This window comes from Pectobacterium punjabense (genome assembly GCF_012427845.1).
Taxonomy (GTDB): Bacteria; Pseudomonadota; Gammaproteobacteria; order Enterobacterales; family Enterobacteriaceae; genus Pectobacterium; species Pectobacterium punjabense.
Map to the genome: position 1 here is coordinate 2,501,611 of NZ_CP038498.1, position 15,637 is coordinate 2,517,247.

Below are 15,637 nucleotides of genomic sequence, written 5' to 3' on the forward strand. Positions count from 1 at the left end.
TTGCTTGTGGATTTGCATTTTCGGTAAGGTTTACTTTCAGGTTTTCGTTATTGCCTCAAGTCTGGCATCATTCAAGGTATAATGATTCATAATAATCACCAGACTAAAAACCAATATCGCCGGATAAACAGAAAACAGAAGCGCGACGGTATTAACAGCATTTTCCGGCTGAACGTCAGCCCCACCGATATAACCACTCCAGGACAATAGCCAGCCAATAAATGCACCGCCCAGCGCGATACCTAGCTTAATCGCAAATAGGTTGGTGGAAAATACAATGCCACTTAATTTCCTGCCACTCTCTTTTTCCAATACGTCAACCACGTCCGATATCATTCCCCATTGCAATGGCGTCGCCGCCCCTTGAATGATATTAACCAGTATCACAGTACCAAATATCAGCCACAGCATGTCGGGAGTGATGATGTAGATGGCAATCAGTAAAATGGCTTCCAGGAACATCGCATATTTAAATCCTCTCACCTTATCAATATTTTTAAAAACGTATGGTGATATAAATGCACCGATGGTTCCAGAAATGATCGCCGTGGTTAATAAATACGTGCTGATATCCGGGCGATTCAATACATAGTTACAATAATAGATCGCACTACCGCCTTTGAATAACACCGCAATCAGGTTGATAACATTCAACGTGAACATGCTACGCCAGTCGCGGTTCCCGCACAGCGTTTTAAAATCACGCCAGACAGAACCTGAATTTTGCTCTACCGGGGAGATGTATCGCTCATGGGTATTTGAGAAACAGAGGTAAAAAAACACAATACTCAGTGCGCCAAATACCATCATGGTATAGAAATAGCCTTCCTGAATATTGCCTTTCCCTATGTATTTTACCAACGGCAACGCGGAGATAGAGACGATTAACCCACCGATGGCGCTGAGCGAAAACCGCCATGACTGGAGAGAAACCCGCTGGCGGGAGTCGTTGCTGATGTTATTAATCATCGCACAGTACGGCACGTTAATCGCGCTGTAGACGATGGACAGCAGCAGGTAAGACGCATAAGCGTAAATCAGTTTCCCGGTGTAACTAAAATCAGGCGTATAAAACGTCAGCGTGCAAACCACGCCGAACGGAATGGCGAACCAGAGAATATACGGCCTGAACTGCCCAAACCGCGTTCTCGTTCTATCCGCCAGAGCACCAATACCAACGTCAATGACTGCATCAATCGCCCGAACCACGAGAAACATGGTTCCCATATGGGCAGGCGATAAACCAAAAACATCCGTATAAAAGTAAGCCATAAACAGCATCACAGTCTGCCAGACTAAATTACAGGCCGTGTCCCCTAATCCATACCCTATTTTTTCTTTAATACTTATTGCAGAATCAGACATAACTCCCCCACATCAATTTGACAGAGCTCAACCCTTTTGGGGACTCAGAGTAGGCTTACTCTCTCATCCTCAAAATCAGGTTATTGATTTTCATCCGGGAGATATGTATAAAAAAAAGATAAAAATATAATGAAAGTGAACCTTATGAGTGACGAACATCCCATTTACGAAATCATTCCTGTTTTAACGGGGGAACTTTATACTCTGGTAGAAGATGACGTTCTAAAATTTAACGGCTGCGATGTTATCCCACACTATCACTTCATGAATGAAATTATGTGGTTCAGAAGAGCGGACGGACTCTTTTCCATTAACGACAACCAGTATAAAATCAAAGATAATACGCTCATCTTCGTTCCAGCCCTCGTCATTCATGATATGTTTTTATCGCCTCAACCCAATCATTTACGTTATTTATTCCAGTTTGAAAACGATTTCATCAATGAAACTAACGCCTCAATTTCCTCACTAAAAAAATCAAAACCCCTGGTTTTCCATATTGACGAAAGAAATGCAGAACGTATTGATACACTGCTATCCTGGTGCAATGAATTGTTTACCTATAACAGGTCATCACTATTGATGACAAAATTATTAGCGTCATTTCTTGAACTGGTATTTTCTTTTGAAAGTCAGGAAGAAAATGAAAGTGACCACGATGTTACGTCTAGTGCATCAAGCCTGATAAAATATCTGTACAGTCTGGAAAATAGCACGGTGTCTGAGATCACAACGGCAGAGGCTTCTGCTGCCTGCAATTGGTCTAAATCCTATTTTTCTCGGCTATTCAAAAGTTACTTTGGCATGACGTTTAAACAATATATGTTATTAAAAAAAATAAAGCATGCCATCCGGTTACTGTCTTCGACAGAGTTAAAAATTGCCGATATTGCTGAAAATGCGGGTTTTACGGACAGCGCGTATTTTTGTATGAAATTTAAAATTGTCATGGGCTGTAGCCCAGCCACCTTCAGACACAGGATCTGGGCATCACAAAATTTAGCGGCTCCGGTTCAGATAACCCCCTGTCTGCCGGATTGACGGGGAGTCGTCGTGCAATCGTCAGACAATCTTCTTCGCAGCCTGCTGTGCCAGAATCGACAACTCTGTTGCCTTGAAGATATGCGACTGCGACATCGCGTTTTCGGTGCGTTCACGGCAGTCACGCAAAAAATCCGGGAAAAAGTGGCGTTTGACGCGGCCTGCGGGGGTAAAACGCTGCTCACCCTTGCTATTCACCAGATAAACAATGTTGCTTTCACCGCGCGTGAGATCGACATATTTCCTGATTTCGATATAGCCTTCCGTTCCCAGTATCGTCAAACGGCCGTCGCCCCAAACGCTCAACCCATCCGGCGTAAACCAGTCACAGCGGAAATAGCCCGTCGCTCCATTGTCGCCCAGCAGCATGGCATCACCAAAATCCTCAAATTCGGGATGATGCGGATGGTGGTAATTCGCCGTCTGACTGGTCACCACTCGCGCATCGGTGTTGCCAGTAAAATAGAGAAACTGTTCTATCTGGTGGATGCCGATATCACAGAGAATTCCCCCATATTGATGTTTTTGATAAAACCAGTCAGGCCGCGCGCCGCGTTCACGATGTGGGCCAACCCCCATCGTCTGAATCACCCGCCCAATCTCGCCCTGTTGCACCAGTTCACCCGCAAACAGCGCGCTATCTACATTGATGCGTTCATTAAAGTACACAGCAAACTTGCGACCCGTTTTCGCCACCTGACGTTGGACGGCATCCAACTGTTCCAACGAGGTCAGCGGTGGCTTAGCCGTGAAAAAATCTTTGCCGGCATCCAGCGCTCGCAACGCGAGTTCGGCTCTATCACTGGGGATCGCCGCGCAGGCGATGAGATCGATCGATGTGTCGCTAATCAACTGTTCTGCCGATGACGCAAAAGGAATGGAGGGGAAAAGCGAGGTGAATTTTTCTCGATTATCCGGGTCGGATTCGAATACGCCAACCAGTTCAGCGCCTGCATCAATCAACTGTCGACACATATCGTAAATGTGGTTATGCGCTAACCCAATCGCTGCAAACCGAATCTTTTTCATCTTCACCTCGCCGATCTCACTATGTCGAATCACTACAATAGAGTGGAAACCGAGCAGGCTAAAGACAAAAGCCACGTAACACGTTAGAATTTTTCCTGTTTTTTTAACATATACACATTTTTGTAACGCAACCACGAAAAATAACCATGAAAAGAAAACGTATACTGATCCCCCTCCTCATTCTGATCCTGTTTGTGCTCTATCTGAATCGCGATGCGTTGAATCCTTTTGCTCCAGACTGTAAAAACCTGCCAGCGAATCAGCCAAAGCCTGAAGCGTGTAAAAAACCAGTGAAAGAAGTCGCTCCAGGTTTTGAAATTTAAGCCGTCGAGATTTAAGCGGGCACCTTAGCGCGGTTTGGGGATATTGAACTGCTCCAGCACGGGATTAACCGTCTTGGCAAAATCTTCCCGCCGGTGTTTGAGTTTGTTTTTGGCATTGAAAAAATTCACTAGCTCAGCAATTCCCATACCGATGCTGAGCGCCCCGCTCACTGCCCAACCTACTGGGCCTGCGGCTGCGCCAACGGCGGAAGCAGCGGCGACCCCCGCAGCTTCACCTGCAATAGCGCCGACCACTTTTCCGGCAATCGCCGCCCCCGCTTTACCTGCCAGCCCAATGGCCGTTTTGCTCCCCGCAGCCTTGGTTAAATCCTCCGCATGCAGCGACGATTTAGCAAAATCCATCACGCTGCGTCCGGCATCTTTTAGCGCCTTCGCATCGCTTTTTACTCCTGAATCTGCGTGAGATACAGCCGAAAGTGAAGTATCCAGCCCAACAGATCGCGGCACAGTCGGTGACGCCGTAGAAAAACGTTGGCTCATTGCCGCCTGCGCTAACAGCGGGTCGGACAGTAAAATGGTGTTAATCTCGCGTGGCACCGCTTGCTCAAAATGTTGAATAACATCTCCGTCTTTCTGTAACGCCTCAATACGTTGATTCAGCGCTTTTTCCGTTTCGTCAGTGTTCCGATATTCTCGCCCTGCTACCACCTGTTCCAGCGTCTGTTGCAGTTTGATCAGCGTTGCCGATTTTTGCGCCCCGCTATACTGCGGCGGTTGGGTAAAAATAGCGTCATTCAGCTTACTGATATCGGTTTTCGCTGCCAGCCCTAATGCTGCCGCATTGTGCAGCGTCTCCGCCGCTTCCTGACGGTTTATCGGCGCCTGCTCCCGAATCCAGCTTGTCATGTCCTTCATCATCAGTTTGCCATCGTGCGGGACGCGCGCCAGCTTCTCTCCTTTAACATCCGCATGCTCCAAAATTCCGAATAATCCAGGGTTAGACCACAATTTTACCGCTGCTTTAAGCTGAGGTGACAGCGTCGGGTTATTGGTTATGATCGCGTTCAGATCGGTCAGCGTGCTGGTGCGTTCGTTCTGTTGCGGAGGGGAATGCGCATGGGATTTCTTGGGATCGGCGGCATTAAGTAACGGTTCATTAGCCAGTAAAAGCGCGGAAGATTGCACTAACCGCAGCGACTGCGCATCGGCTGACGGATTTTTCGCCTTGTATTCCTTCACCGCGTGGCTGGCATCGCTAGCGCGCCGTTCCATGTTATTAATAAAGGATTGGGTATCCCGATTCGAAATATGTCCGTCGGCTCTATCTCCATCTTTTGCCGTATCCATCGCCGTATAGATGGCAGGATTCTCACGCAGATAGATCAGTGCTTTTTCCGCGTTTACCCCGCCATCCTGTAGCATTTTCGCTGCGGCCAGCGGACGGTTCAGTTCCTTTGCCGCCTTCTCGCGTTCGTTTTCCGGCAGATCGCTCAGTAGTGTCGACCACTTTTCCAGTGCTTTTGCGTTACTGTGTGCCGAACTATCGATCGCCTGAAGATCGACGAGAGGTTTCGGTTCCGCAATCAGCGAGCTGTCCGCAATCTGCATGGCTGGCAGTGCCCGCGTAGGTGCCATCGCTCTCAAATCAGAGGAAATCGGCGGCACATCACCAAAATCGATTGAGCGCGATCCCGACCGCGCAGCGGGCAATGCTGCATGTTGCCCATGTTGTCTGCTGGCTTCCGCGCCATATGCAGGCGCCGCGTTTCCCCAACTGCTTTTGCTCTCAATACGGTTGATCATTAACGCCCCCATTCTGCTGTCGCCAAACTTAATAAACGGATGTCCCGCGTCATTCCACACGGAAAGGCCTGCAAACGTGCTGACCGCAGCATGACGGAGATAGCTAGAGATGAGTGGCGTGAAAATAAGATAGGTTCCCTAAAATTTTAGGGATAGTTGATGGCTATCGGTTACTTATTCATTTAACAACGGCACGTCGATAAAATAATTTCGAGTTCGTGGTAGAAGCAATACAGGCGAAAGGTTAAACATTGTTCAATCACATATCATTATCATCATTAACGTTCAAGAGATACATCCCCCAATCTTACAACAATGTCCTCCATACACTTATTCCATTCCCTTACAATAATCAGATTAAAAGATTACAAAAAATTTCAAACAGTAACCAAATGTGTGATCCACATAAATGAAACAGCGTTTCCTTTTCACCATAATGCCATACAACCTAATTATCAAGTCTGCTGATTAATTAGAACGAATTGTAAAAGGTCAGAATTATCGATATTCACTCTTCAGCATTAGCCGTTGCTATGTGTGAAATATTCATAACTCAGCCTCTATATAAGGAGTATTCGATGAGCTGATAGAACCTGATTTACCAGGGGGATACCCTGTATAACATTATTAATGGCGTTATCATCATTCCTGGTGATTCTATTTTTACGCCCAAAAAATGACATCAACTGTCTGGTTTTAAAGATAGAGACTGCGCTCGTCAATAGTATTATTTATTTATCAAGAAAGAGAAAGATAGAATGAAAATATACACACGTAACCTACTCCTCGTTTGTGCTGGATTCGCTCCTTTCCTCGCCCAGGCAGAGACCGACGGCAAAACCACCTTCCAATATGAGCACAACTGGAAGACGGAAGACCGCCGCCACTCAGACTCCGTCAAGCTTATTCATAAGAAAACCAACGGCTGGTCGTACGAAGTCAAATTCAGTACATCTGCGGGTGGGAACAGCAACTATGACGTCGCCTATGACGATATGCAAGGCGGCTCAGGCGGTATGGTGATTGGTAAAGACTTCAAGCTAAGCAAGGCTGCAACCTTAACACCTAGCTTCGAGTTTTCCATCGGGAATGCCTCCATGATGTATCAGTCGGGGTTAAAATATGGTTACCGTATTAACAGCGACTGGTCCACTTATGGCCGCTACCGCTACGAATATAAAAAGCCCACTCGCAGCTCGCGTTATTCGACCATTTCCACATCGGACAAATATGGTCACGCAGGGGAATCTTATTTATCAAAATCTGACACCGGACGCCACCGTCTGGATGCTGGGGTAACCTATTCCGGGTTTGATAATATTAGTCTGACTTATGTCTTTAACTACTATATCGGTGATAACACCACCAAATCGTATAAATATAGCAAAGGTGAATTCACAGAAAGAGAATACGCCGTTTATGACAATGGTAAAACGGACTATGAGCATCAGTTCAAAGTTCAATATAAGTTAAACAAACAGCTAACTCCTTACATTGAGTATGATGATATTAGCCAATCCAGCACATCATCAAGCCGTCAGGGGAAAATCAAAGTTGGTTTCAACTACGTTTTCTAAGAAATACCGAATTTTATAAAGAAAACATGCCGTATTTCGTGCTGCGTTGATGAAAAAATAAATTCATGAATGAATTTTGTCTATCAGCGCACAGTTTTCACAATTAACGACCAATATTAATGGTGCCTATAATGAAAAAACGCTACCTTGTGGCCGGTATTCTCTTTGCCCAAATCTATGCTATTTCCGCGTCAGCCTCTGATACCAAACTCAGCTATGAACATAGCTGGGGTACGATGAATCGCTATCACGGTGATGAAATCGGCATGCGACATTTTATGGATAATGGCCTCTACGTTGGCGTTGAGCTGAATTTTTATAATAAGAATAAAGATCTGACCATCGATGATGTCGTTTCTAATTCTTATGCTTTTTATACCGGCTATGCCTACAAGTTAACGCCAGAACTAACGCTGACGCCCAACCTGGAAGCGCGCTTCTACTCCGGCGGCACCAGCGGTGAAGGCACTGTCGGCAATATCGGCGATAGTCAAACTTCAGGTGCACGCTACACGCCAGGCTTGAAACTGACCTGGGCTGTGACTGATACAATGGATCTTCATGCGCAATATCGCTATGACCTTAGAAAAATCACTCGCAGCAAGCGTACCAGCACGGACGATGACACCCATCGCCAACGCTATGAAGCTGGTGTTGCCTATAAAGGCTTCGATAATTTCACGTTGGCGTATACCGCTTACTACTATCACGCGGATTACGTGCTGCAAAACAACAAGAAGCATGACTATCAGCAGGATTTCGACGTGTCTTATACCATCAATGAAAACTGGACGGCACACGTTGGCGTTGAAGATGTCGCTAGCGGGCGCGATGTGAAATCGCGTGAAGGGAAAGGGAAAGTCGGCTTCACCTATACCTTCTAAAGACGGCTTACTGCTACGCACTTGTTTCTCGGGGGACCTGTTAACCAAACAGGTCCTCTTTATTACAGCTATGGATTAACACTCGTTACAGGTAGATAACATGAAAAGATTTACGCTATCGCTCCTTGCGGGCCTGGTCGCTTTACAGGCCAGCGCCGCGACACCAGACCGCCTCACCATCGTCAACCAGTACGTTGACAACGTGTTGACGAAAGCCGGTGACCATTATCACGGCCAATCACCCACGCCACTGCTTGCTGATGGTGTCGATCCTCGCACCGGCAAACAGATGGAATGGATCTTCCCTGATGGTCGTCAGGCCGTGTTGTCCAACTTTTCCGCTCAGCAAAACCTGATGCGCGTGCTGGTCGGGCTCAGTAATCTAAGCGGTAACCCCAGCTATAAGCAGCGTGCCGAAGCGATTGTGAAGTATCATTTTCAACATTATCAGGATGAGAGCGGCCTGCTGATTTGGGGCGGCCACCGTTTCGTTGATTTAAAAACGCTGCAACCGGAAGGCCCCAGTGAAAAAGAGATGGTGCATGAGTTGAAAAATGCCTATCCCTACTACGATTTGATGTTCAGCGTCGATAAAGAGGCGACCGCGCGCTTTATTCGCGGTTTCTGGAATGCGCACGTTTATGACTGGAAGATCATGGAAACCAGTCGCCACGGTAAATATGGGCAAAAAATAGGTGCACTCTGGCAAAGTCCGTTCGAGCAACAACCGCCCTTCTTCGCGACCAAAGGCCTTAGCTTCCTGAATGCCGGTAACGACCTGATCTATTCCGCTTCCTTGCTGTATAAATACAATAAAGAAGAGGGAGCGCTAATCTGGGCAAAACGTCTGGCGCAGCAATATGTGCTGCCACGGGATAAAGCAACCGGACTCGGCGTGTATCAGTTTACGCAGGCGCTGAAACGCGACGAAACCACCGACGATGCCGATACGCATTCCAAATACGGCGATCGCGCTCAGCGTCAGTTTGGCCCAGAGTTCGGTCCAACTGCATTGGAAGGCAATATGATGCTGAAAGGACGCACCAGTACAATCTATTCTGAAAATGCGCTCATGCAGCTCCAACTCGGTAAAGATTTAGGGGTGGAAGGCAAAGAGTTGCTGACGTGGACAACCGACGGTCTCAAAGCCTTTGCTAAATATGCCTACAACGAGTCCGATAACACCTTCCGTCCGATGCTCGCTAACGGCAAAGATCTCTCCAACTATGTCCTGCCACGTGACGGTTACTACGGCAAAAAAGGCACCGTGCTCAAGCCTTATCCTGCGGATAACGCATTCCTGCTCTCGTATGCTCGTGCCTACACCGTTTCACCAGATGCTGAACTATGGCGTGTCGCACGCGGCATCGCTCGCGCACAAGGACTTGGTGAATTAGGTTCAGCACCGGGTAAGGACGTCAAAATTGATCTCGCAACAAAAAACAGCGATCCTTACGCCCTGTTCGCGCTGCTGGATCTGTATCAGGCGAGCAAAGTGAAGGACTACCTGTCGCTGGCGGAAAAAGTAGGCGATAACATTATCAGTACGCGTTATAAAAACGGCTTTTTCATGGCTGAACCCAACAGACAATATGCCGATGTCGACACCATCGAGCCTTACGCTCTGTTAGCGCTGGAAGCCACGGTACGTAATCAACCACAGTCCGTTGCTCCGTTCCTGAATGGTGCAGGCTTCACCGAAGGCGGTTACCGCATGGAAGATGGTTCAACACGCGTGTCTACGCGCGATAACGAGATCTTCCTGCTGAATGTCGGCGAGACATTAAAGCCAAACAATAAGAAGTAAGCGTTAAGCCTCAATAGGCCAATGGCGGTTCATTGCCATTGGTCATCTCCTGTAGCCCTACCTAACGATTCATTGACAATGCTGCTCACATTAAATGAGCAGCATTAATTAGCGTAATCATTCCAACAATCGGTTCGATCAGATGCTATCAGTTAACCAAAGGCACTGTCGGGCGTGGACCGAGCCAGCCTGGAGTGGGTTCCCCTTTTACCTCACCGATATACAGGCTCAGCTGCGCGCGAAAGCGCTCGACCGCACCGCGATCGTACATGAAATCGGCAAAAGCCTGCGGACGGGTATTGCGGTATTCCCAGATAGGTTTGTAACCCGCGGGTGGTGCAACATCAGTACGTACCGACCACATCCGCGAAACCTGAGTCTGCGTTTGCGGATCGAGCAGCCAGCTCAGATACAACTTGGCGCTTTCGGGGTGTTTAGCCTGTTTGAGAATGGCGGCACGCTGCGCCCAGGAAACAAAAGGATCGGACTTCGGCAAAACAAAGCGGGTCACAGAATCCGCAGCCGGAACGAGCGCACCGGAACTGGTAAATGTCGCGCTGTATTTTCCCGTCGCAATTTCAACACCGGGCACGTTGGTGCCGCGTACATAGACCGGATCTTGTTCCTGTAATTTTTTAACAAAGTCCCAGCCGTATTTATCCACGACCAACTTATACCAGAACAGCACTGCATCATCGTCATTAGGATAGGCCAGAATCAAATTGCCTCTTAGACTGGGACGAAGATAGTCATTAGCTTCACGCGGCCAGGACTTTTCATCCAGAAGCTGCGTGTTGACCAGATTGCTGAACGCGATGACATAGGCACCGATCCAGGCACCATCTGCATCACGAAATTCCGGGTAGATCTTGTCCCAGCCCCGTGGTTTGTAGTTCAGTAACACGCCCTCTTTTTTCCAGCGTGGATAATTTTGCACTGTTTGCAATTGCACCACATCAGGAACCAAAGCATCGGACGCCAGTTGGTTATCGATACGGGCATCATGGTATTTGCTGTAATCCACAATCACGTTCAACTTGATGCCGGGAAAACGCGTCTCAAACGCACGTTTGAAACCCGCTTGCTGTGACTGTACATCACCACCGGCATAGACAGTAACCGTACCGCCTTCGCTCAACGCACTCTTATATATTTGATCCAGCGAACGCGTCTCCAGCTCGACTGCCGCCTGACTTTGTCCGACGCTGAGCCCGGCCATCATAGCCAACATCAGCACTGTTTTCTTCAGGTACTTCCCAGTGTATTGCATTGTGATTTCCTTCACTTAATGAATAAAACCCGTGCCAAAAAACGACAGAGATGAGCCGTTGAAGCGGCAACGGTGTAACCAGCGAATCGCGGCTAGACGACGCACAGGATTGATTCGGCGATAGTCGATCGCCAAAAATAAAATCGGAATAGGAAGCGTATAAGCCTTCGGCATTACCTCTTATCCAAAGGAAAATACCCATACTTATAATGTGTCATTTGGCCGTGAGTTTACAGGATTAAATAAAAACACATAGAGATAAAAAGTGAACAGTATAGTTAAAATTATTGAATGAATAAGATAGACGATTATTCTATTCAGCGCGAACCCAATATACTCGTCATACTTCAAGTTACATGTCCGTTGGCAGCGCTACTCGGCATTCCTGAAAATCGAATTATTTAGAGTATAAAGGTAGGAAGCCAGAGAAAATGGAATGAAATTATTTATCTTTTATAATGATTTGACATTTAATTATGTGAATTCAAAATCATATCTATTTAATAATATTAGGATTAAAATCATTTATCTATTTAGACATTGAAATAAAAGGCTGAAAATAATTGTCACTCGATTATTGTTACCTTATCTGTTTCAGTATCCAGAATAAGCAAAGCTTCTTGTGTCGCGTTAGCCTGTATAAGAAGTTTGCCCTCACGATCCCAAATCGCCGACTGCCCTGCACAGATAAAATTATCGGCGTGGCCCACCGCATTCGCCATCAGGACAAACATCTTATGCTGACTGGCGATGGTAGGATAATGTTCATAAGCCTGTATGACGCCAGTCGATGACTTTGCCACGCTCGCGACATACAGATCGGCTGCCAGATTTGCAGCCTCAAGTGCATGATCAGGCTGCAAAGACTCATAACATATCGCCGGCACCACTAATTCCTCTTCAACGCGCACCGTTGTCTGTTGCTTGCCTTGTTTAAAAAAAGATATTTCATCAGGATGAAGTAACTGCTTTGAATAAAATAACGTCTCTTTTTCCGGCTGAAAAATAACCATCGTTATTTTTATTCCATCGTTAAATCTGACGGGATAACCTACTGCAATAAAAATCCTATATTCATCGCTCATAGATTGAAAGGTATAAATATTAACGTCATCAGATGGCAATGCTAATGATTCAGCTAATGAGGGGACATAGCCACTTAATGAGAGTTCAGGAAATAAAATGATATCAACAAAATTCTTCGCCGCCGTAATAACCATATCCTGATGCTTTTTTATATTTTCATCAACATTGCCAAGAATTGATTCCATTTGAGCGATGCAAATTTTCATCATGAATCCATTTCATTTATTTTAAGTGAACATTATAGATCTTATACCACGTATAAACTAAAAATTAAAATAAGAGTTTTTTATTTTTAACGATAGTCATTTATAGCTGAAGAATACATTTTCAGGCATAACATCAAGATAGTCGGGTAGCAGACCGTGGCTATCTAAAAATCGCCGATGCTGCGCAATAATCTCAAAAGCTTGCTGCAACGGATCTTGCATTTGCTCTGCTCCTGCAATCCACTGCTGGTTATGCAATAAGAATTCCGCCGTTTTTTTCAATTCCCCTATCGACCATTGATCGACAGGGTCATAAGCTTGCTCAAGCTCGGCAATATACGCTCGAAGCTCAGATAAATAACGCTGGAACAGGGCAATGTCAGCTACCGTGGCACAGGCCGTTCGATCAAAAAAAGCATTAAATGCCTGCTGAACCAACCCCCTATTCATATCGCTTTCATCCTTAATCCGTCTGGTTTTTCACAATATATTCTACATCAAACGATGGTACGCGCGAGATCGGGCACCAAATACACAGCAAAAATTCTGCAAGGCCCCGGCTCACAGCCGTGAAAAATGCCACTTTCCAGATGTTCTTTTGCCTCATCAAAAGAGGCCAACAAGCAATGTTCATTAACATCCAACGCCTGCGCCATATGATTACAGGATAAATAAGAACACTCTGGCCATCGTTCATTGCACAAAGAAACAATATCAAAACCCTGCAACACCTTTTTCTGCGGTATCTTCACGTCAGTATCAAAAGACACTTCTGGCTCGAACATTTTCCATCCAGATATCTTTTCATCATACTGATACTCGTATGCCTCGTAATAAAACATCGTTGTACCGCTCATATCAATCCCTTCTTCTTTTGCCAGGGAATAAATCAACGCCGGCGAATCAAACAGCCAGTAGCCATTATGGCGCCAGAACTGGATATACTCACAAAAGGAATCAGAGATACAACAACTTACCGAATAAATTTCTTTTACTTGTTCTGTTTTTAGCCAGCTTGGCTTTATTTCTACCCTTTTAGATAGATATCCAACTGGGATCATATGCATTTACTCTACTCTGCTGAAATAATAAAATTTATTTTTAGTGAGATTGTAACTCATATTTATTTCCTAATTTCTTTTTTAAAATTCCAGACGTAACCATTTCATCTAATAACTCTTTTATTTCGTAATCATTACACAATGGAAAGTATTGAGGCAAACGCCACATATCAATTAACTTAGGATTTTTTATATCACTATTAACATCGACTGTCCTTACCGAGTGAGCGTCTTCTATTAAAAATTTAATGCCTTTCCCATGCTTAACAAAACGCCATTTGTCACCATTAACCAAAACACATCCTGTCTTAGGGAAATCCAACAACAACTCAAAATCTTTTATGTCTGGATACGCAATAAAGAAAGCCTTCATTAATTTATCTTGAAGCGAGATGAAATGTAAAATTTCATTTTCAGTTATCATATTACCCCCCCATTTTCGCAACTTCTTGTAAACGTCAGCTACTCTGGTTCACGCAATTCTAATTCAGAGCATCACGTAACTGAAACAAATTTTTTACAGCACCCCACTAGCCAATTTTATATTTCACACAAATATCACTTGCGGTTAAATTAAAACTAACCAACTGGTTATACTCATCCTCTGTAATTTCCACTTTTTGTTCTTCAGTACCATTACCGCCGGAAAAACAGGAAAAAATATACTGTTCTTCATTTATTTTCCTTACCACCCACCAATCATCGGTTGAGAACTCGTCATCTGTCAATGGGGCTTTTTTCGGGTATGAAAATGGTTTCATTGTGTAGTATTTATCCATATCATTCATTTTATTTACCACCATTATGTTTATTCAATTCACTCAACGGAGAATTTGAGTTGTATGAAAATCTGTCACACAGTAACACTAAATTCAAAGGACAGCACCTGATCCTTCAGGGTCCACGGTTGATCTGGATTGTGACAGAATAACTGATAAAACAAGCCAGACCTGTTAATAGTCAGAATTTATCATAAAATATTAGATTAAATCCTCGCCATTTAGAAGTACAACAACATTGTTTTCCCCTAACTCTCGCCTGAATACATCGGCTATTTCAGAAGTATTCAACTCGGGGAAAGATTTGTCATTGACCGCAACTAAAAAATAGGACTTTGGCTCTTTTAAGCCAAACGACTCAGCAGTTAATAATTTAGATTCTTGGTTGTACTTTTCGATACGATCATCAATCCGTTCAAGTTGTTGGCGGCTTAAAATGACATGCGGTTCAAACATAAGGTATGAACCATCAAAGAGATGGCCAGTATTCCTCTTCACCATATCTAATCGTTCTTTCAGCGCATCAATATTTATTGATGAGTAACATATTATGTCAATTGACATTCACGCACCTTATTTTATTGGCTTCCGGGCTGATCAATAACAATAATTTTATCTAATCTTGTTGGAGCCGAGATTACCTTATTTAAGGTCTGGATAGTTTCTCTATTTTTTCTATATCCATAACCAATTGAGCATCAAGGCTATTTTTATCCAATTGATTTAATAAAGAACTCACTCTCCGAAAACAAGGTAATGCAACTTTTATCTTTTCACTATTTAACGACGCTATAGACGATATTAATTGTCCATCATAATCATCTCCAGCCAGAGGGTTCTTCTTTAAAATAATTTCGGCTTTTGGTAGCACAGCGGCTAAAAAAAGATCTTGCCTTATTGCTCGAGCAACATCACTAACATCTAACTCATCAAGAGAAATATCCAGAATACCACTAAACCATTCATCTAAAGATGAACGTTTATTTGGCTCATAATTGCTATTACTAATCAATAATAACTCTCTAAATGTTGTCATATTTCGTGCACCTTATTGTTAATTTACATTTTCTGAAGAAAGTTAAGATACCTCTGGGTGATATTATCATTTACAGGGTAAGACCAAACTATGATCTGCCCCTGAAATTATTGCCACCTAATTATGCCGGGGTATTGTTCGGCCATAATGGTGCGCACGGCCAGTTCACCGCTGGAGACACCTAGCGCCCCGCCGATTTCACCGATCAGTTGCGCCTGTTTCAGACGTTTCTGCTCTTTCTCTTTGTTAAAGATCGGGCTGAGTGCATTGTTCGCCTGCTCAACATCATTATGTCAGCCGCCGACCGCAATGACATAACGCACGATTACAGCCGCAACCTTCAGGGCAACTGGTGATACGCATTGTGGCTGAGTGACTGACAAAAAATCCCGGCTTGTTTCAGGAACCA

16 protein-coding genes and 1 pseudogene are annotated in these 15,637 nt (G+C 44.8%); 5 read left to right on the forward strand and 12 right to left on the reverse strand.

Annotated elements, in window-relative coordinates:
- Positions 1–36: 36 nt before the first annotated feature.
- On the reverse strand, positions 37–1,365 hold the full coding sequence (locus tag E2566_RS11260; protein ID WP_107169584.1) for an MFS transporter: 1,329 nt from the start codon (positions 1,363–1,365) through the stop codon (positions 37–39).
- A 144-nt stretch (positions 1,366–1,509) separates the two neighbouring features.
- Here E2566_RS11260 and E2566_RS11265 point away from each other — a divergent pair, with 144 nt between their 5' ends.
- Positions 1,510–2,406 (forward strand): helix-turn-helix domain-containing protein, encoded by an 897-nt coding sequence (locus E2566_RS11265; protein WP_234256986.1) that lies wholly within the window; start codon positions 1,510–1,512, stop codon positions 2,404–2,406.
- A gap of 21 nt (positions 2,407–2,427) precedes the next feature.
- On the opposite strand, the gene E2566_RS11270 is transcribed toward E2566_RS11265, so the two are convergent.
- Complete coding sequence (locus E2566_RS11270) at positions 2,428–3,435, reverse strand: Gfo/Idh/MocA family protein (protein WP_107169688.1); 1,008 nt, start codon at positions 3,433–3,435, stop codon at positions 2,428–2,430.
- Between the two features lie 146 nt (positions 3,436–3,581).
- Here E2566_RS11270 and E2566_RS11275 point away from each other — a divergent pair, with 146 nt between their 5' ends.
- A complete protein-coding gene (locus E2566_RS11275) occupies positions 3,582–3,758 on the forward strand; it encodes a hypothetical protein (RefSeq protein WP_011093700.1) in 177 nt (58 codons plus the stop codon).
- A 24-nt stretch (positions 3,759–3,782) separates the two neighbouring features.
- On the opposite strand, the gene E2566_RS11280 is transcribed toward E2566_RS11275, so the two are convergent.
- Positions 3,783–5,522 (reverse strand): type III effector HrpK domain-containing protein, encoded by a 1,740-nt coding sequence (locus tag E2566_RS11280; RefSeq protein WP_107169586.1) that lies wholly within the window; start codon positions 5,520–5,522, stop codon positions 3,783–3,785.
- Positions 5,523–6,280: 758 nt separating this feature from the next.
- Here E2566_RS11280 and E2566_RS11285 point away from each other — a divergent pair.
- The 3 genes from E2566_RS11285 (at position 6,281) to E2566_RS11295 (ending at position 9,790) form a co-directional block, all read left to right on the forward strand.
- On the forward strand, positions 6,281–7,099 hold the full coding sequence (locus E2566_RS11285) for an oligogalacturonate-specific porin KdgM family protein (protein ID WP_107169587.1): 819 nt from the start codon (positions 6,281–6,283) through the stop codon (positions 7,097–7,099).
- Positions 7,100–7,230: 131 nt separating this feature from the next.
- Positions 7,231–7,983: an oligogalacturonate-specific porin KdgM family protein gene (locus E2566_RS11290; protein WP_107169588.1), complete on the forward strand. Its 753-nt coding sequence runs from the start codon at positions 7,231–7,233 to the stop codon at positions 7,981–7,983.
- Between the two features lie 100 nt (positions 7,984–8,083).
- Complete coding sequence (locus E2566_RS11295; protein ID WP_107169589.1) at positions 8,084–9,790, forward strand: pectate lyase; 1,707 nt, start codon at positions 8,084–8,086, stop codon at positions 9,788–9,790.
- Between the two features lie 148 nt (positions 9,791–9,938).
- Here the strand turns inward: E2566_RS11295 and E2566_RS11300 are convergent, their stop codons facing one another.
- The 9 genes and pseudogenes from E2566_RS11300 to E2566_RS22040 form a co-directional block, all read right to left on the reverse strand.
- The gene (locus tag E2566_RS11300; protein WP_107169590.1) at positions 9,939–11,060 is read right to left on the reverse strand and encodes an ABC transporter substrate-binding protein; all 1,122 of its coding nucleotides are present in this window, start codon (positions 11,058–11,060) and stop codon (positions 9,939–9,941) included.
- A gap of 566 nt (positions 11,061–11,626) precedes the next feature.
- Complete coding sequence (locus E2566_RS11305; RefSeq protein WP_240618637.1) at positions 11,627–12,355, reverse strand: carbon-nitrogen hydrolase family protein; 729 nt, start codon at positions 12,353–12,355, stop codon at positions 11,627–11,629.
- 93 nt (positions 12,356–12,448) lie between these two features.
- Positions 12,449–12,802 (reverse strand): hypothetical protein, encoded by a 354-nt coding sequence (locus E2566_RS11310; RefSeq protein ID WP_107169591.1) that lies wholly within the window; start codon positions 12,800–12,802, stop codon positions 12,449–12,451.
- Between the two features lie 47 nt (positions 12,803–12,849).
- Entirely contained in the window at positions 12,850–13,419 is a 570-nt protein-coding gene (locus E2566_RS11315; protein WP_240618638.1) for a hypothetical protein, read from the reverse strand.
- Between the two features lie 34 nt (positions 13,420–13,453).
- A complete protein-coding gene (locus E2566_RS11320) occupies positions 13,454–13,837 on the reverse strand; it encodes a DUF6896 domain-containing protein (RefSeq protein ID WP_107169592.1) in 384 nt (127 codons plus the stop codon).
- Between the two features lie 106 nt (positions 13,838–13,943).
- Positions 13,944–14,201: a hypothetical protein gene (locus E2566_RS11325; protein ID WP_133169864.1), complete on the reverse strand. Its 258-nt coding sequence runs from the start codon at positions 14,199–14,201 to the stop codon at positions 13,944–13,946.
- 192 nt (positions 14,202–14,393) lie between these two features.
- On the reverse strand, positions 14,394–14,756 hold the full coding sequence (locus E2566_RS11330) for a hypothetical protein (protein ID WP_107169594.1): 363 nt from the start codon (positions 14,754–14,756) through the stop codon (positions 14,394–14,396).
- 82 nt (positions 14,757–14,838) lie between these two features.
- Entirely contained in the window at positions 14,839–15,228 is a 390-nt protein-coding gene (locus tag E2566_RS11335; protein ID WP_107169595.1) for a contact-dependent growth inhibition system immunity protein, read from the reverse strand.
- Positions 15,229–15,407: 179 nt separating this feature from the next.
- A pseudogene (locus E2566_RS22040) lies at positions 15,408–15,515 on the reverse strand (hemolysin); the annotation flags it as partial.
- Positions 15,516–15,637: the final 122 nt, after the last annotated feature.

Excerpts from the sequence above, each read along its gene's own strand:
- E2566_RS11315 (WP_240618638.1), bottom strand. The coding sequence starts at position 13,419 with ATGCATATGATCCCAGTTGGATATCTATCTAAAAGGGTAGAAATAAAG.
- E2566_RS11335 (WP_107169595.1), bottom strand. The coding sequence starts at position 15,228 with ATGACAACATTTAGAGAGTTATTATTGATTAGTAATAGCAATTATGAG.
- E2566_RS11330 (WP_107169594.1), bottom strand. The coding sequence starts at position 14,756 with ATGTCAATTGACATAATATGTTACTCATCAATAAATATTGATGCGCTG.
- E2566_RS11275 (WP_011093700.1), top strand. The coding sequence starts at position 3,582 with ATGAAAAGAAAACGTATACTGATCCCCCTCCTCATTCTGATCCTGTTT.
- E2566_RS11320 (WP_107169592.1), bottom strand. The coding sequence starts at position 13,837 with ATGATAACTGAAAATGAAATTTTACATTTCATCTCGCTTCAAGATAAA.
- E2566_RS11300 (WP_107169590.1), bottom strand. The coding sequence starts at position 11,060 with ATGCAATACACTGGGAAGTACCTGAAGAAAACAGTGCTGATGTTGGCT.
- E2566_RS11265 (WP_234256986.1), top strand. The coding sequence starts at position 1,510 with ATGAGTGACGAACATCCCATTTACGAAATCATTCCTGTTTTAACGGGG.
- E2566_RS11280 (WP_107169586.1), bottom strand. The coding sequence starts at position 5,522 with ATGATCAACCGTATTGAGAGCAAAAGCAGTTGGGGAAACGCGGCGCCT.
- E2566_RS11285 (WP_107169587.1), top strand. The coding sequence starts at position 6,281 with ATGAAAATATACACACGTAACCTACTCCTCGTTTGTGCTGGATTCGCT.
- E2566_RS11305 (WP_240618637.1), bottom strand. The coding sequence starts at position 12,355 with ATGATGAAAATTTGCATCGCTCAAATGGAATCAATTCTTGGCAATGTT.
- E2566_RS11325 (WP_133169864.1), bottom strand. The coding sequence starts at position 14,201 with ATGAATGATATGGATAAATACTACACAATGAAACCATTTTCATACCCG.
- E2566_RS11290 (WP_107169588.1), top strand. The coding sequence starts at position 7,231 with ATGAAAAAACGCTACCTTGTGGCCGGTATTCTCTTTGCCCAAATCTAT.
- E2566_RS11260 (WP_107169584.1), bottom strand. The coding sequence starts at position 1,365 with ATGTCTGATTCTGCAATAAGTATTAAAGAAAAAATAGGGTATGGATTA.
- E2566_RS11270 (WP_107169688.1), bottom strand. The coding sequence starts at position 3,435 with ATGAAAAAGATTCGGTTTGCAGCGATTGGGTTAGCGCATAACCACATT.
- E2566_RS11310 (WP_107169591.1), bottom strand. The coding sequence starts at position 12,802 with ATGAATAGGGGGTTGGTTCAGCAGGCATTTAATGCTTTTTTTGATCGA.
- E2566_RS11295 (WP_107169589.1), top strand. The coding sequence starts at position 8,084 with ATGAAAAGATTTACGCTATCGCTCCTTGCGGGCCTGGTCGCTTTACAG.